Raw genomic sequence first — 23,606 nt, forward strand, 5'->3', positions numbered from 1 at the left:
TATTTCTTTTTTTGCTATGCTAGAGTTATCTGATAAAGGAGAACTCTATGGAACTATTAAAAGGTCACGCTCTAGTCGGTGACATCGGCGGCACCAATGCCCGTCTTGCTCTGTGCAATCTTGAAGATGGCACCATCTCAACACCTATTATCTATTCCTCAACTGATAATGAATCACTTGAGGAGGTTATTTTAAAATTCAAACAGGATTCAGGCGGAGACTTTAAAGTGGCATGTATTGCCATAGCCTGCCCAATTACTGGTGACTATGTCAAAATGACTAATAATCCATGGGAGTTTTCACAGTCACAGTTAAAGACTTCATTAAACCTAGACAAGCTTATTGTCATCAATGACTTTACAGCCATGTCTATGTCTGTACCTGTACTTGATAAGAGCAATCTGGTTAAAATCGGCGGCGGTGAGGCAGATCCTAAGGCCCCTATTGCCGTCTATGGTGCAGGCACTGGTCTTGGTGTGGCCCATCTTATCCATCATGGTACTGAGTGGATCCCTCTTTCAGGTGAAGGTGGTCATGTGGATTTAGCCCCTTCCTCTATGTACGAGGATATGATTCTTGTGGCTCTGCGTGCCCGTATCGGCCACGTCTCTGCAGAGCGTGTACTCTCAGGCATGGGTCTGTTAAATCTCTATGAGGCTATTGCCATGTCAAAAGAGAGACTTAATGAGAAGCTTACCCCACCTGATATAACAGCAAGAGCTCTGTCCAACAATCCAGATCCAGACTGTGTCGAGGCCTTAGATACCTTCTGCAAGCTTATGGGTCGTTTTGGTGGCAACCTGGCTTTAACCACAGGTACTTTTGGTGGCGTCTATATTGCAGGCGGTATTGTACCTCGCTTTATTGATTATTTTAAAAACTCTCAGTTCCGTCAGGCCTTTGAAGACAAGGGCAGATTCAAAGAGTATCTAAAGAAGATCCCTGTTTATGTAATTACAGATACCAAGGCAGGATTGTTAGGTGCGGGCGCTATGCTGCGTCAGTCTTTAGGCTACGTACTCTAGGAATACCTACTCAACAGAATGCAAAAAGGCCCAGAAATCCGGGCCTTTTGTTTTACTGTCTTTTAATCCAGGAAGCCACGCAGGCCTGCTGATCTGCAAGGATGGCGCAGTTTACGTAAAGCCTTGGCCTCAATCTGACGGATACGCTCACGGGTTACACCAAACTGACGACCTACCTCCTCAAGAGTATGATCAGATGGCATACCTATACCAAAACGCATACGCAGTACCTGTGCCTCACGTGGCGGCATATCATTGAGCACTGTGTTAATGGCATTTTTCAGGCTCTCAGAGGTGGCAGCCTCGGCTGGGACTATAATTGAACTGTCCTCAATAAAATCTCCAAGATGTGAATCATCATCGTCACCTACAGGAGTCTCAAGTGAGATTGGCTCCTTGGCAATCTTCATAACCTTGCGGATCTTATCCTCAGGCAGCCCCATCTTGACAGAGAGCTCCTCTGGTGTTGGCTCACGTCCCTTCTCCTGTAGCATATTGCGTGAAATACGATTGAGCTTGTTGATAGTCTCAATCATATGTACAGGAATACGTATAGTGCGGGCCTGATCGGCAATAGATCTGGTAATGGCCTGTCTGATCCACCAGGTGGCATAGGTTGAGAACTTATAGCCACGTCTGTACTCAAACTTATCCACAGCCTTCATAAGACCAATATTGCCTTCTTGAATCAGATCTAAAAACTGCAGACCGCGGTTGGTGTATTTCTTGGCAATGGAGATAACCAGACGCAGATTGGCCTCAACCATCTCCTTTTTAGCCTTTTTAGCCATGGCATCACCCATCATGACACGACGGGAGATATCACGCAGACGGGATATGGTAATACCTGACTCAGCCTCAACTGACATTAAGGCATTGACACAATCCTCAACTTCACGGCGATAGTCTTTGAGCTTGTTGGCATAAGCCTTTTTGGACTTGAGGGCCTTTTCAAACCAGGCAATATCAGCCTCCATGCCAGAGTCTGTGTATAAAGCCTTAAGATCTTCGATCTTCATACCGCATCGGTTGACGCAGATCTCACGTATACGTCTGTCCTGACGCTTGATTCTATCCATCATATCGTGCATGCGTGAGAGTAGTGATTCAAGCTGCTGAGGCACAAGCCTGAATGTTGAGAAAATCTCAGAGAGCTTGGCAAGCTCCTCCTGATATTTGCGCTCAGCTACTGCACCCTTTTTGGCACGTGCAGCCATAACCTTGTCAAACTGAACTCTAAGCTCGGTGAATTTGGCCTGGGCAATTTCCGGATCAGGACCGTTGTCAGATGGAGTGGAGCTGCCATCAACGCTATCATCAGCTACATCATCGTCATCCTCATCATCTAAATCGGCATTCTTGCCTCTACCCTCTTTTCCAGAGTCTTTTGAGAGCTTTAAATCGTCATCATCGTCAGCGTCAATATCAATATTGTCAATATCCTCAATATTGTCGCTATCATCTATAAGGGACTCATCTAAAGTATCATCAGAGAGGCTATTCTCAGCAAAGCCTACAACAATGTCAGCAAGTCTTATTTCAGCGTCTTCAAGGCATGAGGCATCATAGAGCCTAAAGAGCTCCTCCATAGCCTGTGGATATTCAACCACGCACATCTGTACATCATTGGTACCACGCTCGATGCGTTTTGAGATCTCAATTTCATCCTTGCGGGTTAAAAGCGAGACATTGCCCATCTCGCGCATATACATACGCACAGGATCGGTGGTTCTTCCAATCTCAACTGAGCTGTCAAGCTGATTAGCTACAGTCTCCACATCATCCTCAACTGAGGTTGAGGTATCATTTAAAAGAATGTCATCAGGATCAGGCGGTGTTTCACAGACATTGATACCCATATCGATAAATGTCTGAATAAAGACTGAGAGCTGATCTCCACTTATAATGTCAGGTGGAATTAAATCATTGATTTCCTCAATGGTAAGGTAACCCTGCTCTTTACCTCTGGCTATTAACTGCTTAAATTCTGTACTTGCTGAGTTATTGTCCATACTTTCCATCTACTTAAATTAAAGCTAAAGCTCATAAATGTTTGAGCTAATGAAAAGCCCACGCAGGTGAGCTTGCAAGCCAAAGCTACAGACTTAATTTATCGTATGGCATAATGCATATGCTGCTAAACTTACACAAAAACGTGTTTTAAAACCGAGCCATTACAATAAAGTATTTGCCTATAGGCAAAAAGCGCAAGAGATTTCTCTGTTGCGCGGCTTTTAATTTATAGTTTACAAAGTGCTAAAAAGCAAATTCTTAGAGTATATTTTTCTTAAAATTGCCATATATGATAGAAATCAGTGCAAAGCAGTAAATTCTCCGCCCTGCACCTTTTCCCATACTGCTGCCTTAATCTAACTGAACGTCATCAGGAATGATGGCATTGTGGTAAACCTCCTGCACATCATCATAATCCTCAAGCAGATCGATCATCTTTAAGAACTTGACAGCAGTTTCAGCATCCAAAGCTGTCTCTGTTGATGCTGTCATGGTTACCTGAGCATTGCTAGGCTTGATATCCTTGGCGGCAAAAGCATCAACCACATTGGCAAAAGCCTCAGGAGTGGTGTAGACATCAATTGAACCGTCATCATTGCTTACAACATCATCAGCACCTGCATCAAGGGCAATATCCATGGCGGTATCTTCATCTACACAGACCTTGCCGTTTTCATCAGGAATGAAGTTTATAACACCGCGCTTGGTGAAAAGATAGTTTACAGAGCCTGTGGTGCCAAGATTGCCGCCAAACTTGGTAAAGCCGTGGCGTACATCTGAGGCTGTACGGTTTCTGTTGTCTGTCATGCACTCAACCATAACAGCCACACCGCCTACACCATAGCCCTCATAGACAATGGTCTCAAGATCGGCACCTTCACCACCGCCTACACCTCTTTCAATGGCTCTTTTGATGGTGTCACGGGTCATGTTCTGTGACAGAGCTGAAATAACAGCTGAGCGCAGTCTTGGATTTGAACCCTCATCACCACCGCCTAAACGGGCGGCTGTAGTGATTTCACGAATAAGTTTGGTAAAAATTTTGCCTTTCTTGGCATCTTGAGCGGCCTTTCTGAATTTAATGTTGGCCCACTTGGAATGTCCAGCCATGTTATATCCTCATAAATGGTACAAACCCCTGCCCTGCTTTACAGAGCAGGTGTTTTATCTATTATTTTTCTATATCTGTTACAGTAATTGCAAGCTCGTTTAAAGCCTCATCAGATGCCAGATTTGGAGCCTGAGTCATCAGACAGGCGGCAGCTGTAGTCTTAGGGAAGGCAATTACATCACGTATATTGTCTGTGCCGGTTAAAAGCATGGTTACGCGATCAAGACCAAAGGCTAAACCAGCATGTGGCGGAGCACCGAATGATAAGGCATCAAGCAGGAAGCCAAATTTCTCCTGAGCCTCTTCATTTGAAATACCGAGCACTTTAAATACAGCCTGCTGCATCTTCTGATCGTAGATGCGTACAGAGCCGCCACCTGACTCATAACCGTTGATAACAAGATCATAGGCATCAGCATAAACAGCCATAGGATTTTCAATAAGCTGCTCTGGTGTGGCATTGGCAGGAGCTGTAAATGGATGATGCATGGCAGTAAGACCTGCCTCCTCTGTCATCTCAAACATTGGGAAATCAATTACCCATAGTGCCTTGTAGCCATCTGCTATAAGTCCTTTGTCTTTTGCAGTCTGTACGCGCAGTGCACCTATAGCGCTGTGAGTCTTTACTCTCTCACCGGCGCCGATAAAGACTATGTCGCCATCTTTGGCCATACAGCCATTGACCAGAGCCAAAAGCTCATCGGCAGTTAAATGCTTGGCTACAGATGACTGCAGACCCTCGGCTCCTTTGGCGAGCTCATTAACCTTAATCCAGATAAGACCTGAGCCACCCATCTTCTTGACATAGTCTGTGTAATTGTCAATCTCACGGCGGGTCAATGAGGCACCACCTGGCAGGGCAAAACCCACTACTCTGCCGTTTTTATCATTGGCAGGGCCAGAGAGCACCTTAAATTCTGTATTTCTTACAGCATCGCAGAGAATGTGCAGCTCATAGTCAATACGCAGATCAGGCTTGTCAGAGCCAAAACGATCCATGGCCTCATCCCAGGTCATGACAGGCAGAGTGCCTAAATCGTAATTTGCAATTTCCTTGAACAGACCTACTATCATATCCTCCATAACAGCGCGTACATCTAAAGCGCTCATAAAGGAGGTCTCAACATCAATCTGAGTGAACTCAGGCTGTCTGTCAGCTCTTAAATCCTCATCACGGAAGCATTTTACAATCTGATAGTATCTGTCATAGCCTGCAATCATTAAAAGCTGCTTGAACAGCTGTGGTGACTGTGGCAGAGCATAGAATTTGCCATGATGGATACGTGATGGCACCAGATAGTCACGGGCACCCTCTGGGGTGGCCTTGGTCAGCATTGGTGTTTCAATATCCAAAAAGCCATGGCTGTCTAAATAATTTCTTACATAACGGGTAATCTTAGCTCTGGTGGTTAGCATACGTACCATCTCAGGGCGGCGCAGATCTAAATAGCGATAACGCAGTCTCTGCTCTTCTGAATTGTCCTGATTGAAATCAAGAGGCAATACACCAGCCTTATTGAAAATCTCAAGATCTGAGGCATAAATTTCAATTGCACCTGTGGCCATCTTGGAATTTACCTGATCATCTGGTCTGGCTTTGACCACGCCTTTGACTTTAATGCAGAACTCATTGCGCAGTGTGGAGGCAAGAGCATGCAGATTAGCATTATCAGGCTCGAAAACCACCTGCACAAGTCCAGTTCTGTCACGCAGATCGATAAAAATCAGATTACCAAGATCGCGGCGACGGTTGACCCAGCCGCACAGTGTCACCTCACTTGAGGCGTGATTGAGATTTACATCTGAACAGTAATGTGTACGCATTGACATATAAAAGTGCCTCTTATTGTTTATGAGGGCAGGCATTGCAGGCGCATGAAGTAGCAGCACCGCTCTCTGCACTAGATTGAGCTTTAGCCTTGTTTGATGCAGTGGTACCACACCAGCCGCCTCCCTTTAGATCAAAGGAGGTTCTTGAAATCATTTTAATCAGAGAATCGCTATTGCAGTTGTCGCAGTGCACAAGAGGCTTTTCCTTAATCCCCTGCATTACAGTCAGCATCTGACCGCAACTTTTGCACCTGTACTCGTAAAAAGGCATATAAAAACTCAGTCCATGATAAGTTAATAAACGCTGTATTATATATTTTTTTATTATTTTTTGCTAAGAGATTTAACAAAAAGCTTTGTTTTATCAATAAAAAAAGGTAGCCTGTTTTTGTACAAACTGCTACCTTTTACTCTTTTAGCCTGTCATCTAACGTTTAATCTCCACAAGTGATAGTTTTGTTGTGGCATACATTGCAAGAGCAAGTATTAAAAGCATAAAGCCTGTGCCTATAATTAAAGCGTAATTTTGTATATGCAAAATCACATATAACATAAAATAAGTTACACACATAATACACAGCATGACAAGCGTATAGACTTTTTTCTTGAATAAGGCATGTATATAGGCGCCGGTCATGATCACCACTGCCAGGGTTGCAAAAGCATAGACATAGGCAAACAGTACAAACTCACTTACAGCCAAAAGCAGCAGATAGAACATACAAAGAGCAAGCCCAAGCACACCAAGCTGCAGAACATTTAAAAAACGTCGCACTGTAATTTCAAAGGCAAAAATTGCTGTATAGACCACAGCTGCAAATAAAAACACATAGTCTATTAACCTATCAATCAGACTAAAGCCCATATACTCATATTCCTTAAAATCAAGGCCTACGCCAGGCGCTTTCTTTAGCAGCAGATAGGTATGCATATTTTTGTAATTGCTGACATTGTCTGTCCTTGACATGTCATATTCAAGGCAAAAGGATTTATCGGCAATGTGGCTTTGTATAGGTTTTGCAGCTACATCTCTTACAGACTTGAGATAAGGTCTGAGAAAAGGCTCTGCACCTGTACCTTTTATAGAAACTTCATTTCGTTTTGAAAAGTTCCTGAAGGTAAGCCCCTGTGTTCCCTGGTAGACTAGCGATATATCAAAGTCAACCACACCCGATCCTTTTCTGGCCTTTAAAAATGCGCTTTGAATATCTGCCTGCACATAACCAAGACCATAACCAATTTCTTCTGACTCAACCTTAAACTTAGTGCCGCATACTTCAATTTTATTTATGGCATTAATGGCTATATTCTTATTCTGCGATATAAAAAGAGAAGGTGTGCCCACCTCAAAATTATCATCTAAAGCCTCTTCAAATTCTTTCAGGGAAAAAATTCCCTTATATCTGACATCTGCACTAAAGGCATTGCCTTTATACAGACCATGGCTTTTAGGGCTGATTTTAAGATCTACAGTAGTCTTCACTGTATCTGCAATAATTATAAGCCTTTTGTTCTCTATGACAGATCTTCTAGCTAATTTAATTTGTGTTTTTTTATAAAGAGGTATATAGATTATAGGGGATGCTATAATTAAATACGGCCCATGCAGCTTCATAAAATACTCTTTATCCTGCTTATATACCCCTTTGCGATCTTCTATAAGGTCGTTAAAAATATTCATAGGCACAAGTACTAAACATCCTATGAATGCCATAATAATAAAATGCAGTGTAATTTTATGTAATATGCCTTTTTGCTTTATAAAGCCATATAGATCTTTAATACGCATGTAAGTATTTAACTTTTTATCCTCAGCCATCCTTACATCTGCCTGAGCTTGTGTATGCTCACTAGAGCAGTTAAATGTATCATCTGATTTATGATCTTTATCATGCTCTTTACAGTCTTTGTCTGTACTTATAAGCTCATTGCTATTGTTTTTATCACTCTTTTGATTCATTGAGCCTCTCCACTGTAAAAATCACCTATAAATATTAACAGATAAAAAGAGCAAAAATAAGTAATATAAGAACATATTTTCTACTGATTATTTAAAATATGAACTATTTATTAAAATTTAATTACTACTATAAGCAATAGCCTGATTTTTAAAATAAAAATATTATTTTGCAAAGTAAAAGCAGCTGTCATAAAAAAAGGCAGCATAATAATGCCGCCCCTTTATTGTCCTGTATATTTACGACTCCTTAACCTCTGTAAGTCCAAGTTTTGATGTTATATACATAATCACGCCAAGCAGAACCAGCATAGTGGCTGTTCCAATGATAAGAGCATAATTGTGTGAATGTATGATGGCAAATAAGATACCGTAGGTGCCGCTCATCATAATAAACATTATTACAGTAAGGCGTTTGTCTTTAAACAGTGCCTTTATATACAGACTTATCATGCACACCATGATAAGAGCTGCAATCAGATAGGATAGAGAGAAAATGACATATTCACTAAGTGAGAGCAGTACCATGTAGAACATAATAAGCGCAAGACCTATGATAATAAACTGCAGAGAGCTTAAAAAGCGTCTGGTTACCATTTCAAAAACAAAGACTGTACCAAAGGTAATGGCTATAAATAAAAGGACATACTTTGTCAGTCTCTCCACCAGCGTATACTGATCAAAGCCCTGCTTTAAATTTAATGATATGGTTTTAGCCACTTTTGAGCTTATATTGTCATCGATTAAATAGCGTGCCATGCCTGTGGTTATATTGGAGATATTGTACAAAGCATCAAAATTATGCTCCTCAATATTGCTCTTTGATGGCAAGGCATCCCCCTCAAAGCCTGGCTCTATGCCCTTGCCTTTGATTAAAATGCTGTTGTTTCTTGCAAGAGACCTGTAGCTTAAATGTTCACCACCGCGATAGATTAAAGACACATCAATATCATATCTGCCTGATATCTGCTCCTCATCTAGATGGGATGTATCAAGAGGTATCTGTATAGAATCAAGGCCAAAAGCTCCTTTTCCAGATTCTGCCTCAAACTCTTTACCTGCAAAGCTGATTTTATTTATTTTATCAATAACAGAATTTTCATCCTGCAGTATTTTAAGATAAGGCCTGCCAGAGATCTGATAATTATCAAGGACATCAAATAAATCTGTCATGCTAAAGCTACCTTTGTAACTGACACTGGCTGTATAGACCGAGGCTGCATAAAAACCTTTTTTGCGCTCAGTGACGTCAATATCAATACTGGTATCCATTTTATCGGCAAAAATATACAGCTCTGACTCTTCTGTTTTCTCTCCTACAGATTTATATATGGGAATGCAGATAACAGGTGCACCTATGTCAAGCTCATCACCCCAGGGGCTCATTATTGCATATTTAGCCTTATACAGATATTCCTGACGCTCATCTAAGAGCAGATTGAAAAACAGCTGAGGAATTAATAGCAAAAGACCAAGACCTGCTAAAATCATGGCATGCCAGGTTATGTTAAAGGGCTTGGTTTCTTTAGCACCATTTTTTAAATTAGAGGTCTTTGCTTTTGCTTCAAACTTATTTAATGCCCTAAATCCAGACTCTTTATTTTTCTTATCTTTGTCACTTATAAAGCCACCTGTCTCATCTTGTGACAGTCCCTGTGCATCAACATTGTCCTGCGTAGATTTTGAATCTTGCATATAATCATTCTCCATCGTGATATACTCATCTACAGCCTAAGCGCTTATTTTCATATAATAGCAAAAAGATAATACTGATATAAGTTCTCTGCTTGCTCTTAAGTTTTGATAAAATGTCCTGAAAATATACGCTACAATACATATTATATTTTAAAGCCTACTTATAAAACAGGAGAATGTATGCAGGGCAAAATGAAAAAACTGGCCATGGCCATTACTATGGCAACCTTTTCTTTAAATGCGCACAGCGCACAAAGCGAGGCTGACAATGCCGGACATAGAGTATTAAAGGTTGGCTGTGAGGCTGCTTTTGCCCCTTTTACCTACATTGATGATAAAGGCAAGCTCATAGGCTTTGACCTTGATCTGATACGTGCCATGGGCAAGGCTATGGGCTATGATGAGGTTGTGGTCAATGCACTGCCTTTTGACGGTCTTATACCTGCCATTATGACTGATAATATTGACCTTATCATCTCAGGCTTTACCATTTCAGAAGAAAGAGCTAAAAAGGTAGATTTTTCCGATCCATACTATATGTGTGGTCTGACCATGCTTGTTAACAAAAAAGATGCCGACAGGGTTAACAATATCGAGGATCTTGAAGGTCATGATGTATGTCTGCAGATTGGCACCACAGGTGCTCTGTATGCTCAAAAGCAGCTGCAAAAAGCCAAGCTCAAGCAGTTCAACTCCCCTCCTGATACCTATTTGGAGCTGCAAAACGGCGGCTGTATAGCTGCTTTAAATGACAGCCCTGTAAATGACTTCTTTTTAAACAATTACAAGGGTAATGATATTGTCTCCAAAAAAATTACCACAGGTGACAGCGAGTATTACGGCATAGCTGTAAACAAAGGCAACAAGGAGCTTTTAGACAGGCTCAACAAGGCCTTAAGCGATGTGCAGAAATCAGGTGAGTTTAAAGAGATAAGTATGCGCTGGTTTGGTCGCGATATCTCTGATGACTTTAAACAGCAGTAATTAATTCTTTAAAATGGGGCGCTGTGCAGCGCCCTTTTTTATCTGGAACTTTTACATTCTCTGCGCTAAGACTATCTGATCTTCTTTATAAATATGCGCAACTATCTTGTGTATCATAATAAAAGCCCAGGTTGGCGCTTTTGATAAAACCTAGTCCTGCATCCTTGCACTCAAATCTTGAGCATATAAGCCCCTCTCTTTTCACTAAAAAATCTTACTCTTTTAAGCCACAGATCCTGATTTTGTCATGCTTTTTAATACTATGTGGCCTTAAGTTGAGTTTAAAACTTTGATGTTTTTACATAAAAGTCACAGATTTACTACATAAAATGGTCAAACGTTTGACTAAAATTGCGTATTTTGCTAGCTTAAATCTAGATTTGTGTGCATGGATATCAATCATGATAAGTATAAAAGATATAGCTAAAAAGCTTAATGTTACGCCATCTACAGTATCACGCGCCTTAAACGGCAAAAAAGGTGTGTCAAAAGAGCTCAGCGATAAAATACTTAAAACCTGTCAGGAGATGGGCTACAGGAAAAATGCCATAGCGCAGTCACTTATCACCAATGAAACCAAGCTCATAGGCATGATTATTCCTGATATCACATCACGCTATTATTCTTTTATTGTCAAAGGTATCAATACCTATCTTGATGAGCAAGGCTACAGTGTAATTCTGTGCAATGCCAACCGATCGGCCAAAACCGAGCAGAACTATATTGAACTTCTGCTCTCACGCAGAGTTGACGGCATCATTATAATCTCGCTTACAGCAACAGAGGAGACACTGCTCTCCATTGCTGCAACAGGAACTCCTGTAGTACAGATTGACAATGCCATAAGTGATAAACTCTCCTCTGTCACCAATGACAACTATCGCGGTTCAAGTGCCCTTTTTGAACATATGGTGCAATTAGGCTGCCGCCGTATAGGCCTAATGCTTGGCCGTGTTGAAAACAAGACCACCATAGACAGACTGCGCGGTTTTACAGATGTGATGGCAAGGCATAAGATTAAAGTTGATGAAAGGCTTATTATCAATATTGATTCTACCGATCTTGATGCCTATAAAAATACCCCAAGACTGCTTGAATATAACCCTGATTCAATTTTTGCCATCAATGACAACGTGGCTTTGGGTGTACTGCGCTACTGTATGGATCACAATATACGCGTGCCAGAGGAACTGCGTCTTGCAGGTTATGACGATCTTGATATTGCCAATATGATACATGTGCCTTTAACTACAGTGCATCAGTTAAAGAGCACCCTTGGCAAGGCAGCAGCGCATCTTATTTTGCAGGAGATAAAAAATCCCAAAGATCCGCATCAGCATATAACCATGATCCCGCATCTTGTGGTACGTCAGTCATGTGGTGAGCATCTTGAGCAAAGACCTGCTCCGTTTAATGGAAAATAAGCAAACCATCACTTTTTATTTATAAATTTAAATTACATAAAAATCAAATATTTATAAAATCACTACTTATTAAAATATGATCAACATTACAAAATATAACTCAAACGTTTGATTAAGGGTAATTAATATATTATCTTAATTCCATAGGCAGATAACACAGCCTATGACCTTTCAACTTACAGTGGAGTTTGTATTATGAAGTTTTTCAAGAAGTGTGCTATGGTTGCAGCAATGGGTGCTGCTTTAGCTTCAAGTGGTGCTTTTGCTGATGACGTTATCAAATTAAAGATGGGATTTGTGGATCCAGCAACCTCATCATACGCCATGGGCGGTCAGAAATTTGCTGATGAACTTGCCAAGCTTACAGACGGCAAGATTCAGGTTCAGGTTCTAGCCGGCGGTACCTTAGGCGGCGAGCGTGAAATGTACGAAGGCGCACAGATGGGTACTGTAGACGTTATTACTGTGGTTAACACTGTTTTATCTCAGTTCATCCCTGAGATGTCAATTCTTGATGAACTCTTCTTATTTGATACTCCAGAGCAGGCTCACGCTGTAGCAGATGGTGAGTTTGGCAAGTTAGTTGCTGAAAAGGCAGCAGCTCAGGGTGTACACATCATAGGCTGGCTTGAGTCAGGCTTCCGTGACACCTTCTCAAAGAACCCAATCAAAGAGATGAAGGACTTTAACGGCAACAAGATCCGTACCATGGAAAACAAGATGCAGATCGCAGCCTTCAACTCACTTGGCGCCATCGCCACCCCAATGCCAGCACCTGAGCAGTATACAGCTTTACAGCAGGGCACCATTGATGGCTGTGAGAACGCTGTAGGCAACATGCTTATCAACCGTTACTATGAAGTTATCAAGAACGTAACCTTCACTCACCACCAGTTCACCTACATCTTAGTTGGTGTATCTGACAGAGCCTGGAACAAGATCCCAGATGAGTTAAAGCCAAAGGTATACGAGGCCATGAAGACTGCAGTTGCATGGCAGCGTAACAACTTAAAGGAAATCAACGATAATGCAGTTGTTGAGCTTAAGAAGAACAACGTAAACTTCTATGAGATTGACCGTGACGCTCTTAAGGACACTGTAGTTCCTGCCCTGAGCAAGGTAAGAGCCAACGTTCCACAGGAGTGGGTCGACGCCCTCAAGCGCGATATCGCCAGTGTTAAATAATTAATCTACCACAAGTTAAGATCTGCAGGAAACTGCAGATCTTTTACCACACTCTATTTTTTCCGTTTCTTTCTTTTAAACTCATTTGGTAAGGATTTTTGTATGCAAAGTATAGGAACAAACCTGCAGCGCATTGAAAATGCCATTATCGCCATTTGCTTTATTGTTATGACCGCAGCTGCCTTTGCTCAGGTGGTAAACCGTAACTTTATTGGCGCCGGTATTTCCTGGTTTGATGAGCTGGCTCGCTACTGCATGGTATATTTAACTCTTCTGGCCACAGAGGCCGGTCTGCGCGACGGCTCACAGATTGCCATCACCGGATTTACAGATAAATGCCCTCCAGCTCTACGTCGTATTTTACGTATTATTGTTAAATTAATTATCATAGGCTTCTCCATTGCCATCTGCTATACAGCAATGGATCTTGTAAATATGCAGATAAGATCAGGTCAGGTATCTGCTGCCATGTCACTGCCTATGTGGATTCCATATGCATCACTGCCACTTGCTTTTGCTCTTATAACCATAGTGCAGATTATAGCTTTATTAGTGCTGCTCAAAACCCCTATTGACTCAGAGCATGAGGAGAAATAAGTTATGACAGGTTTAATTCTCTTCGGCGGCTTCCTTATAATGCTGGTCATAGGTGTGCCAATTGCTCTGGCTCTTGGCGTATCCACTATGGTCACCCTCTATTATATCGATATGCCAATCACTGTCGTAGGACAGAGAATTTTTACAGCCCTTGATTCATCATCAATTATGGCCATTCCATTCTTCGTGCTGGCCGGTAACCTGATGACTCACGGCGGTATTTCAAGACGTATTGTAGATTTTGCCCAGTCTTTAGTAGGTAATGTAAAGGGCGGTCTGTTCTATGTAATGATTATTGCCTGCGGCTTCTTTGCAGCCCTCTCAGGCTCTGCCCCTGCAACCGTTATTGCCATCGGCGCCATGCTCTATCCTGATATGATTAAGCGTGGCTATCCAGAGCAGAGATCTGCAGGTCTTTTAGCTGTGGCAGGCGGTCTTGGTCCTATCATTCCACCATCAATCATTATGGTTGTATACGGCACCATTACCTCAAGCTCCATTGGTGATCTGTTCAAGGGCGGTCTTGTTGCAGGTATTATGATTGCACTGGTGCTTACTGTTATCTGTGTATTCTTAGCCTACAAGGAAAACTGGCCACGCTCTGATGAAAAAATGACCCTAGCAGGCATTTATGGCGGTCTTAAGAGAGCATTTTTAGCAGTAATGCTGCCAGTTATCGTACTTGGCGGTATCTACTCAGGCCTTATGACCCCAACCGAGTCAGCCGCAGCTGCAGTAGTATATGCCTTTATCATTGGCTACTTTGTCTACAAAGAGCTTGATAATCAAAAGCTTTATGAAGTTATCGTAAGCTCAGGCAAGGGTTCAGCCATGGTGCTCTTTATCATTGCCACCTCAACTGCCTTCTCATGGCTCTTTACCTATGCAGGTATCTCAGGCGATCTTATTGAGCTTATTACCTCAATGAATCTGTCAGCTACTACCTTCTGTCTGTTGGTTGCCATAGTTCTTTTAGTATTTGGTACCTTCCTTGAGGGTATTGCCACCTGTGTACTTTTAGTACCACTGCTCTGGCCTGTAGCACAGTCACTTGGAATTAACGTTATTCACTTTGGTCTTATCGTATCCATGTCTAACGTTATTGGTACCATGACCCCACCAGTTGCTGTTAACCTCTTTGCAGCCTCTTCTGTAACACATCAGAAGATGGGCAGCATTGCCAAAGGTGAACTGCCATTCTTCGTGGGCTTCGTAATGGTATTCTTGCTGTTCGTACTAGTTCCTTGGTTCTCAACAGCTTTAATTTAACAACCAAAGGCAGATCCTGCATGCAGGATCTGCTTTAATACATTAACTTAATGAGGATGAAACATGAAATTACAGGGTAAAAATGCAATTATCTCTGGCGGCAGCCGCGGTATTGGTCGTGCTATTTCTGAGCTTTTCTATAAAGAAGGCGCCAATATCTATATTCTGGCTAGAAATAAAGAGACCCTTGAAAAAGCCGTTAAGGAAATTGATGTAAATAACGAGAACAGAGTACATGCTGTTGCCTGTGATGTAGGCTGCAAAGACTCTATTGATGCTGCCATGGAGCAGATCAAAGCTGATAATGTAAATATCGACGTGCTGGTAAACTGCGCTGGCATCAACCTGCGTGGTCCTCTTGAGACCATGCCGCTTGAGACCTGGAATCAGGTTATCTCTGTAAACCTCACCGGCACCTTCCTTTTAACTCAGCACTGCTTTGAAATGATGAAGGCAGCAGGCGGTGGCAAGATCGTAAACGTTGCCTCATTAATGTCAGAGTTAGCCCGTCCAACTATTTCTCCATATGTTGCCTCAAAGGGCGGCGTTAAGATGTTCACCAAGGCTATTGCCATTGAGTGGGCCAAGTACAACATTCAGGCCAATGCTGTAATTCCAGGCTATATTGCCACAGATATGAATATCCCTCTGATGGAGGATAAGGCCTTTAACGAGTTCATCGTCAACCGTACTCCTGCAAGACGCTGGGGTCAGCCTGCCGAGGTTGCCAAGGCTGTTCTGTTCCTGGCCACTCCAGATGCTGACTTTATCACCGGTCAGTTAATTGCTGTTGACGGCGGTATCCTGGCTTCACTCTAATTTAAAAATTATTGGAGAAAAATTAATATGAAAATTGCTCTCGTACTTGAAAACTCACAGGCTCCTAAGAACGCTCTTATTTTCAAAGAGCTCAACGATGTTGCATCAGCTCACGGCCATGAAGTATTCAACTATGGTATGTACAGCGCTGAAGACAAGAGATTTTTAACCTATGTAAGAAATGGTCTTTTAGCCTCTATCCTTCTGTCAACCAAGGCTGTAGATTTTGTTGTAACAGGCTGTGGTACCGGTGAAGGTGCATGTCTTGCCTGCAATGCTTTCCCTAATGTACAGTGCGGTCATGTAACCAACCCAACTGATGCCTACCTCTTTACTCAGGTTAACGGTGGCAATGCCATATCTCTGCCATATGCCCAGAACTTTGGCTGGGGCGGTGAGTTAAATCTGCGCTACACCTTTGAAAAGCTGTTTGTAAGTCCATTTGGCGGTGGCTATCCAAAGGAGAGAGCTGAGGCTGAGCAGGCTAACAAGAAGATCTTAGATCATGTTAAGACCATCACCCACAGACCACTTATCGACATTCTAAAAGATCTTGATAAGGACTTTGTCAAGGGCACTATTGATGATCCTAAGTTTGCAGAGATGTTCTATCCAAACTGTCAGGATGATGAGATTGCAGCTTTCTTAAAATCACTTTAAATAATTAGCACACTACGCAAAGCCTCGCACAAAAACTGCGGGGCTTTTTTATCTACTAAGACTATTGAGGTAAATACTCTTTTATTTCTTAACCGTACCTTAACACTATATAAAGCTATTTTTTAAGATCTGGCATAAAACCTATAAGGCCTCATCATTTTCCTCTTTGGTTCTGATCCGTATAACCCTTTTAATATCTGATACAAAGATTTTACCGTCACCTACTTTGCCAGTATGCGCAACACGCAAAATAGAGTCGATACATAACTGCTCCTGATTGTCACTTACAACTATCTCAATTCTGCTTTTTGGCAAAAAATCTACTGTATACTCAGCTCCCCTGTAAAGCTCTGTATGACCCTTTTGCCGGCCAAAGCCCCTGACATCAGTCACTGTCATACCAGATATACCAAGTTTAGCCAGAGCTTCACGCACATCATCAAGTTTAAAAGGTTTTATTACAGCTACTATTTTTTTCATATTAAACCATGCTCCTAGAGATTATAACCACGCTCACCGTGAGATGACAAATCAAGTCCCATAGTTTCATCTTCAGTTTCAACTCTAAGCCCTACAAGCTTGTGTGCAATTTTAAAGGCACATAATGAAACCACGCCTGACCAGAGAACAGCTATTACTATTGACATAAACTGCCCATAAATCTGTCCTAAAATACTCTCATAACCTTCTTTAAAACCGCTGCCTCCAAGATCAGGTGCGCAGAAAACACCAGTTAAAAGAGCTCCTACAATTGCACCTATGCCATGTATACCAAAGACATCTAAAGAATCATCAAGTCCTGTTAGTTTTTTAAAGCCGTGAACTCCCCACAGACAGCACACAGATGCCAGCATGCCAATTATAATTGCACCTGATGGGCCGACAAAGGCACAGGCTGGAGTGATAGCAACCAGTCCAGACAACACTCCTGATACTGTACCTAGGGTTGATGGTCTGTTAAAAATACACCATTCCAGTACCATCCAGGTTAAAGCGCCTGCAGCTGGACATAACACTGTATTAAAAAAAGCCAGAGATGATACACCATCTGAGATTAATGCAGATCCGGCATTAAAGCCAAGCCACCCAATCCACAAAAGGCCAGCTCCAATATATGTAAGTGGCAGATTGTGCGGCACTAGGGCAGTTTTACCCAGATCCCTGCGTGGTCCTAGGCAATAAGCACCGACAAGAGCAGCTACTGCAGCGTTGATATGTACAACAGTACCACCAGCAAAGTCGTAGGCATGAAATACTCTGTCTATAAAGCCACCGCCCCAGACCTGATGTGCAAGAGGAGCATAAGATAATAAAATCCAGATTGACAGTACCAAGAGCAAAGCAGAAAATTTGATACGCTCAACAGTAGCTCCTACAATAAGACACGCTGAGATTGCGCAGAATGCTCCCTGAAAAATAATGAAAGTATATTCAGATAAACTACCAGTTTGTGCTGTAGAATCAACACCGTATAAAAAGACTTTATCAAGACCACCCCATAAATCACCTAAAAGATAATCTGAAGCTCCAAAAGATAGACTGTATCCAAGAGCAAACCATAAAACTATAGCCAGAGAAAAAGCAGCAAGGCTCTGCTCTATGGTTGAGAGAATATTTTTAGATCTGACAAGCCCTCCATAAAAAAGGCCTATGCCAGGAACTGACATTAAAAGTACAAGCATTGTACAGAGCAACACAAAACCATTAGCGTCAAAATCAAGAGCTACATCTGTATTTTGAGCGTTAGCATAAGAGCACAGACTTAAAAACCAGGCTCCCAAAAACACTTTGCTTATTTTCATAAGATAATCCTTTATTAATTGATATCTGAAAAATATTGTGAAGCGCTTCACTAAAAATATATATTTCTCTTGAATTCCAATCAATAAAAAAGACTAATCTGAACTAAATTAAGACATTTTTTTAAGCCCTGCACAAAAATATCAGGGTAATTGAACCAAAATAAATATGTAGTATTTTTAAACTATCAATGTTAAATAGCATGAGCTTATCTTGTCTATGGCCTTTAAGACTGCATCTGTGCCATGGGCCTTTTGTTGTGCCTTGAGCTTCCTTTATTCATAGTGCAGGCACTATAACAATACTTTTAACTATACATTTCCCTCTGCTTTTGGTGTGTCAGAAACTTTCACACGTTAAAATGCGCACATGCAGAGCGCACAAAAAAGGCCGGCAGCGCCGACCTTTTTTTGTGTTAATGCTTTTTACTTATTGTCAGTCTGGTTCTTTACAGTCTGACTTACTTCTACAGACTCATCATCTGCCTTTAAATCTTTATCAGAATCAGCATGCAGACTGGTCTCTGTTTCAATGATAGTATCAACAGCCAGAGCTTTATCAACTAAAGTCTCACCTGCATCATCTTCAATATCTTCCTGTGCACTGTGCACTATTGGGGTAGGAGCAGCTCCTGATACAATCTGAGCTAAAGCCCTCTCCTGCATAGCCACAGCTACATAGCGTGATGAAACCTCACGTATGGTCTGCAGGAAGGTTAAAAACATTTCAGATGAGTGCATAGACACTGTCTGCTGACCAATTAGATTTACAAGCTCCACCTGGGATTTTGAAATATCCTTGTTGAGCTTGCGGGCATGCTTAATAATGGTCTCCACGTTTTCAACTGTAGGCTCATTGGCAATAACACGCATATCATTGCAGATCTTCTCAAGACGTGAGGTCAGATCTAAAATTATCTCCTTCATACGTCCTTCAAAGATGGTATGACGGTTGGCCACATGCACCACAGCCTGATCAATTGCGTATTTGACTGACTTTGAAGCCTCACGCATATTAGAGAAGGTCAGATAGAAGAAGTGCATGGCATCAAGTGCAGCCTTGCTCATCTTCTCATTCTTTTGTCTGTCAGCTGCCATGGAGTAGTAGGCAGATCTTTCACGTGATATTTCCTCAAGCACGTTGGAGGCTTTGTTTCTGGCCTTTCTTATCTGATACTCATTATCCTCAAAGAAATTGGCCACAGCCTTGTTCAGACACTCAACATTGTAATCAAAGAAGTTTGGCACTGACTTTGATACAACCTGCAGAATCTTCTGATTGTCTCCCTTGGCATCGATAACCATCTTGACAGTCTGTGTAGTCTTGCTCTTTACAAAGTTGGTCTTGATGATTACAAAAATGGTCAGAGCCATCATGCCAAAGATAGCGGCAGTACCAAAGTTATAGAAGCTCAGGCACACCAGGAAAGTGGCTGTAAAGGCGCAAAGACCAGTTAAGAACCAGCCTGCAATAACTGTGATAACACCTGATATTCTATATACAGCACTTTCTCTGTCCCAGGCGCCGTCTGCAAAGGATGTACCCATGGCCACCATGAAGGTTACATAGGTTGTAGATAAAGGCAGCTTGAGTGAGGTTGCCGATGAAATTAAAATTGAGGCTAAAACCAGATTTACAGAAGCTCTGATATAGTCAAAAGGCAGAGGGATCTCACCTTTGACCATTGGCACCTTTTCATAGCGTCTGCCGATAAAGGCCAGCATAAAGGCAGGAATTACCTTGTATGAGGCACGTGAGACGCCAAGGCCAAAACGTGTGATAATACGACCTGGAGTTGAGGCACCAAACTGCTCATGCTCACCGCGGTTTGATGATGACAGACTGATTGATGTCTGCAGCACCTTATGGGCCTTTTTAGAGGTCCACAGAGTCACAACCATGATGCTACCAGCAATAACCAGATAATAGGTAGGTGTCTTTACATTCTCTGTAAGCGAGTGCATCATGAAACTGTCTGATGCCGGAGCACCGTTTGCAAGCCAGACCTGGAATGACTCAAGGGCGGCTAAAGGCACACCGATGAAGTTTACAAGGTCGTTGCCGGCAAAGGAGAAGGCCAGAGCAAAGGTACCTGAGAGAATAATTATCTTAAAGACATTAAACTTAATAAAAATTAAAAGCTGACCTAAAACTGACAGGCTGATAAAACAGGTCCAGAGAATGGATGAGGTATTGGTATTTATATACTCAATATACTCAGGACGCATAAAAGAGGCGCCCTTGGCTCCCTTCATCACGAGGAAGTAAATAATGGCGGTAAGGGCAAAACCTGTATACACACCACCTAAGTACTTGTAGGCATTTTCAAATTTAAATGAAAATAAAAGGCGCATAATAAACTGCACCAGAGCACCTGAGATAAAGGCCACAGCAACAGAGACCAAAATGGCAGAGACAATGGTTATGGCCTTGTCTGATTTGATATAGTCAAAGACAAAGCTCAGTGAGTTCTGATCCACATACAGCTTGTACAGTGATGCAGCCACAGCGGCACCTAGCAGATCAAACACAATGGTTACTGTGGTTGAAGTAGGCAGGCCCAGTGAGTTGAAGAGATTTAGAATCAGCACATCTGTGACCATAACGGCAAAGAAGATAATCATGACGTCATGGAAGGTAAACAGATGCGGATTGAACATGCCCGATCGGGCAATCTCCATCATACCTGATGAGAAGGTAGCACCAAAGAGCACACCTAGCGAGGCCACCACCATAATCACTCTAAGTGAGGTAATGCGACAGCCGACAGCTGAATTTAGGAAGTTTACGGCATCGTTACTGACGCCCACAAAGAGATCGATACTAGCAAGTAACAGTAAAAATATCACCAGTATCAAAAAAATAGATTCGGACATATTAAAAAATCCTGAATGTGTAAGTTATCTCACTTTTTAAATAAAACAATGAGAGTTAATCAATTCATTTTAACAAGTAATTGTTAACAATTTGTAAAAGACTTACTAAATTTTGATTATACTTTTTAACTCAAAAAATGCTGTGACGCCCTACTCAAGCTTGTGCCTGAAAAAATACATGGCCGTACATATTGTCACAATACTAAGCATGCACAGTGGTATGAGCAGATGCAGCACATCATAAAGACTCTGTCCCTGCAGATATACTCTTTGCACAGCCATTACCGAATAATACACAGGATCACAGTAGGCAAGATATCTGAAAAAATCAGGCATGGCATCTACTGGTGTAATCATGCCAGAGAGAATAATAAATGGCAGTATCAGCGAAAAGGAGATAATAAGCGACTGCTGCGAGGTGCGGCAGAGCGTAGATATGGCAAGACCCAATCCTACAAAACAGATGGCAAAGAGCGCCAAAATCACCACTATGGCCCAAAGAGATCCTGCAAATGGGATCTTAAAGTAAAAAAGACAGATGCCCATTAACAGCAGAGCCTGAAATACAGCCACACAGATAGGAGCTACAGCCTTGCCAATTAGAATCTCCAGAGGATTTAGTGGTGTCATGAGCATCATGTCATAGGTTCCATCCTCTCTTTCACGGCTGACACTAAAGGATGAGAGCATTAAAACCTGAATGAGCGACAGACCTATAATCATGCCGGTTAAAAGCGTATAGCGCGTATAATTGTTTTCATTGAACAAAAATCTGCTCTCTACCACAAGAGGCTGCTTTATTCCCTCTTTTTGCATAAAGGAGCTTATAAGCTGTCTCATATTGTAAAGAGCATTGTTGGCCGAGGCACTGTTGCGCGCATCGGTTATAATTTCAAGTTTTATACTCTGCCCCTTGTCAAAATCCTTTTCAATAACCAGAGCAATAAGACCATCCTGCCTGTCTATTGCCTTTTGCACACAGTTAATATCATGACAGCCTGTCTTAAGTATAAAAAAACTGCCTCCTCTTATATAGTTTAAAAGATCATAAGAGAGCGGGCTTTGAGAGTTATTGAGCACAATATAAGGTATGTGCACAAAATTGAAGGTGGCACCATAGCCAAAGAGCAGCGACTGTATAATTATAGGCATAATCAGAATTTTTCTGATATTCCTGTCAAAGACCATAGACCAGAATTCTTTTTTAATCAGTGCCACAATGCGCACCAGCGACAATATAAAATTATGACCTGCCATTTAAGCTCTTCCTTACAAGATAGACACAAAGAGCATAGAACACAGCCCCGCATACAGATATATACATAAGATCAAAAAGCACAATATCCATACTGCCGCCTGATAAAAAGCTAATACGCATAGCCTCAACTGCATAGGTAGGAGGCAGAGCGTAGGCAATTTTGGCAATAAATGGCGCAATGGCGCGCAGATCAAAGATAATGCCAGAGAGCAGAATGGATGGTAAAAAAGAGACAATAACTGACAGCACACTGGCTAAAAACTGATTTTTAGTAAGTACCGATATAAAAAGACCTAAACTTACAGAGGTAAAGACATACATGACAAGAACACTGCCACCCATAAGATAGGAGCCTCTGTATGGCAGGTCGAAAATAAAAAAAGACAGCACCACAGTCAAACAAGCGCCTGTCAGAGCTAAAATAAAATATGGAATGAACTTTGAGAGTACAAACTCAAAGGCACTCATAGCAGTAGCCTTAAGACCGTCAAAACTGTCACGGTCAAACTCTCTTGCAATAACAATGGAACACATAAAGCAGGCAATCAGGGTCACAATGCCTACAATCTGCCCTGGCATCAAAAAATCACTTGAATTATCCCTTTGATTAAAATAATGTCTGTAATTTATGGCAAAGATCTTATGTGACAGTGTGTGTGCTCTTCCCTTTAGATAGGAAGACACACTCATGTCAATTGCTGATGTAATATAGTTTTGCGAGACAAAGGCATTAAAACTCTCAGAGCCGTTGATATTTACAAGCACTGAGCCTTTATTTATATACACATTGCGCTCAAGATCCTCTGGCAGCACAATAAGAGCTATAACCTCATTCTTATATAAAAGATCACGCCCCTGCTGCAGCGAGGTCACATTTTTAAGTGCAAAATAGTCAGAGCCGCCTATATCCTGCCTAATCTTTATACTAAGACTTGAATTGTCAGCATCAAAAAGCGCCACCTTGACCGGCTTTACATCCATCATCAGACCAAAGCCGTAGATCATAATCAAAATCACAGGCATCACAAAGATAATGATAAAAACCGATCTGTCATTTTTTATCTGCAAAATCTCTTTGTAGCACAGGGCTTTTACATGCATAA

At 41.8% G+C, this 23,606-nt stretch carries 19 protein-coding genes; 8 read left to right on the forward strand and 11 right to left on the reverse strand.

All coding sequences use genetic code 11. The features are described from left to right. The first annotated feature begins 47 nt into the window (after positions 1-47). Positions 48-1,025 (forward strand): glucokinase, encoded by a 978-nt coding sequence (locus DRZ93_RS03810; RefSeq protein WP_113744818.1) that lies wholly within the window; start codon positions 48-50, stop codon positions 1,023-1,025. A 62-nt stretch (positions 1,026-1,087) separates the two neighbouring features. Here the strand turns inward: DRZ93_RS03810 and rpoD are convergent, their stop codons facing one another. The 6 genes from rpoD to creD form a co-directional block, all read right to left on the reverse strand. Further along, complete coding sequence (gene rpoD, locus DRZ93_RS03815; RefSeq protein ID WP_113745878.1) at positions 1,088-3,037, reverse strand: RNA polymerase sigma factor RpoD; 1,950 nt, start codon at positions 3,035-3,037, stop codon at positions 1,088-1,090. Positions 3,038-3,389: 352 nt separating this feature from the next. Continuing rightward, positions 3,390-4,148, reverse strand: coding sequence for a YebC/PmpR family DNA-binding transcriptional regulator (locus tag DRZ93_RS03820; RefSeq protein WP_113744820.1), 759 nt, complete (start codon positions 4,146-4,148; stop codon positions 3,390-3,392). A gap of 61 nt (positions 4,149-4,209) precedes the next feature. After that, entirely contained in the window at positions 4,210-5,973 is a 1,764-nt protein-coding gene (gene aspS, locus DRZ93_RS03825; RefSeq protein WP_113746079.1) for an aspartate--tRNA ligase, read from the reverse strand. Positions 5,974-5,992: 19 nt separating this feature from the next. Then, positions 5,993-6,250: an FmdB family zinc ribbon protein gene (locus DRZ93_RS03830; protein WP_113744821.1), complete on the reverse strand. Its 258-nt coding sequence runs from the start codon at positions 6,248-6,250 to the stop codon at positions 5,993-5,995. Between the two features lie 156 nt (positions 6,251-6,406). Continuing rightward, entirely contained in the window at positions 6,407-7,939 is a 1,533-nt protein-coding gene (locus tag DRZ93_RS03835) for an inner membrane CreD family protein (RefSeq protein WP_113745879.1), read from the reverse strand. Positions 7,940-8,176: 237 nt separating this feature from the next. Continuing rightward, a complete protein-coding gene (gene creD / locus DRZ93_RS03840) occupies positions 8,177-9,631 on the reverse strand; it encodes a cell envelope integrity protein CreD (RefSeq protein ID WP_172458023.1) in 1,455 nt (484 codons plus the stop codon). 180 nt (positions 9,632-9,811) lie between these two features. Between creD and DRZ93_RS03845 the strand changes: the two genes are divergently transcribed. The 7 genes from DRZ93_RS03845 to DRZ93_RS03875 all read left to right on the forward strand — a co-directional run bounded on the left by DRZ93_RS03845 (position 9,812) and on the right by DRZ93_RS03875 (position 16,569). After that, positions 9,812-10,615 (forward strand): basic amino acid ABC transporter substrate-binding protein, encoded by an 804-nt coding sequence (locus tag DRZ93_RS03845; protein WP_113744824.1) that lies wholly within the window; start codon positions 9,812-9,814, stop codon positions 10,613-10,615. Positions 10,616-11,016: 401 nt separating this feature from the next. Next, complete coding sequence (locus tag DRZ93_RS03850; RefSeq protein ID WP_172458024.1) at positions 11,017-12,039, forward strand: LacI family DNA-binding transcriptional regulator; 1,023 nt, start codon at positions 11,017-11,019, stop codon at positions 12,037-12,039. 195 nt (positions 12,040-12,234) lie between these two features. Then, entirely contained in the window at positions 12,235-13,224 is a 990-nt protein-coding gene (locus tag DRZ93_RS03855; protein WP_113744826.1) for a TRAP transporter substrate-binding protein, read from the forward strand. A 102-nt stretch (positions 13,225-13,326) separates the two neighbouring features. Continuing rightward, a complete protein-coding gene (locus DRZ93_RS03860) occupies positions 13,327-13,821 on the forward strand; it encodes a TRAP transporter small permease (RefSeq protein ID WP_113745882.1) in 495 nt (164 codons plus the stop codon). Positions 13,822-13,824: 3 nt separating this feature from the next. Next, positions 13,825-15,090 carry a TRAP transporter large permease gene (locus tag DRZ93_RS03865; protein ID WP_113745883.1) on the forward strand — a complete coding sequence of 422 codons (1,266 nt, stop codon included), beginning with the start codon at positions 13,825-13,827 and terminating at the stop codon, positions 15,088-15,090. Positions 15,091-15,153: 63 nt separating this feature from the next. After that, positions 15,154-15,909 carry an SDR family NAD(P)-dependent oxidoreductase gene (locus DRZ93_RS03870; RefSeq protein ID WP_113744829.1) on the forward strand — a complete coding sequence of 252 codons (756 nt, stop codon included), beginning with the start codon at positions 15,154-15,156 and terminating at the stop codon, positions 15,907-15,909. A 27-nt stretch (positions 15,910-15,936) separates the two neighbouring features. Further along, positions 15,937-16,569, forward strand: a complete 633-nt coding sequence (locus DRZ93_RS03875; protein WP_113743146.1) for an RpiB/LacA/LacB family sugar-phosphate isomerase — start codon at positions 15,937-15,939, stop codon at positions 16,567-16,569. A gap of 141 nt (positions 16,570-16,710) precedes the next feature. Here the strand turns inward: DRZ93_RS03875 and DRZ93_RS03880 are convergent, their stop codons facing one another. The 5 genes from DRZ93_RS03880 to DRZ93_RS03900 all read right to left on the reverse strand — a co-directional run bounded on the left by DRZ93_RS03880 (position 16,711) and on the right by DRZ93_RS03900 (position 23,604). Next, on the reverse strand, positions 16,711-17,049 hold the full coding sequence (locus DRZ93_RS03880; protein ID WP_113744831.1) for a P-II family nitrogen regulator: 339 nt from the start codon (positions 17,047-17,049) through the stop codon (positions 16,711-16,713). 14 nt (positions 17,050-17,063) lie between these two features. Beyond that, positions 17,064-18,371 carry an ammonium transporter gene (locus DRZ93_RS03885; protein ID WP_113745884.1) on the reverse strand — a complete coding sequence of 436 codons (1,308 nt, stop codon included), beginning with the start codon at positions 18,369-18,371 and terminating at the stop codon, positions 17,064-17,066. A 423-nt stretch (positions 18,372-18,794) separates the two neighbouring features. Beyond that, the gene (locus DRZ93_RS03890) at positions 18,795-21,245 is read right to left on the reverse strand and encodes an inorganic phosphate transporter (protein ID WP_113745885.1); all 2,451 of its coding nucleotides are present in this window, start codon (positions 21,243-21,245) and stop codon (positions 18,795-18,797) included. Positions 21,246-21,395: 150 nt separating this feature from the next. Next, positions 21,396-22,502, reverse strand: coding sequence for an ABC transporter permease (locus DRZ93_RS03895; RefSeq protein ID WP_113745886.1), 1,107 nt, complete (start codon positions 22,500-22,502; stop codon positions 21,396-21,398). Further along, complete coding sequence (locus DRZ93_RS03900; RefSeq protein ID WP_146741093.1) at positions 22,489-23,604, reverse strand: ABC transporter permease; 1,116 nt, start codon at positions 23,602-23,604, stop codon at positions 22,489-22,491. The genes DRZ93_RS03895 and DRZ93_RS03900 overlap by 14 nt, the downstream gene beginning before the upstream one ends. Positions 23,605-23,606: the final 2 nt, after the last annotated feature.

The sequence above is a fragment of the Anaerobiospirillum thomasii genome (genome assembly GCF_900445255.1).
Classification (GTDB): Bacteria; Pseudomonadota; Gammaproteobacteria; order Enterobacterales; family Succinivibrionaceae; genus Anaerobiospirillum_A; species Anaerobiospirillum_A thomasii.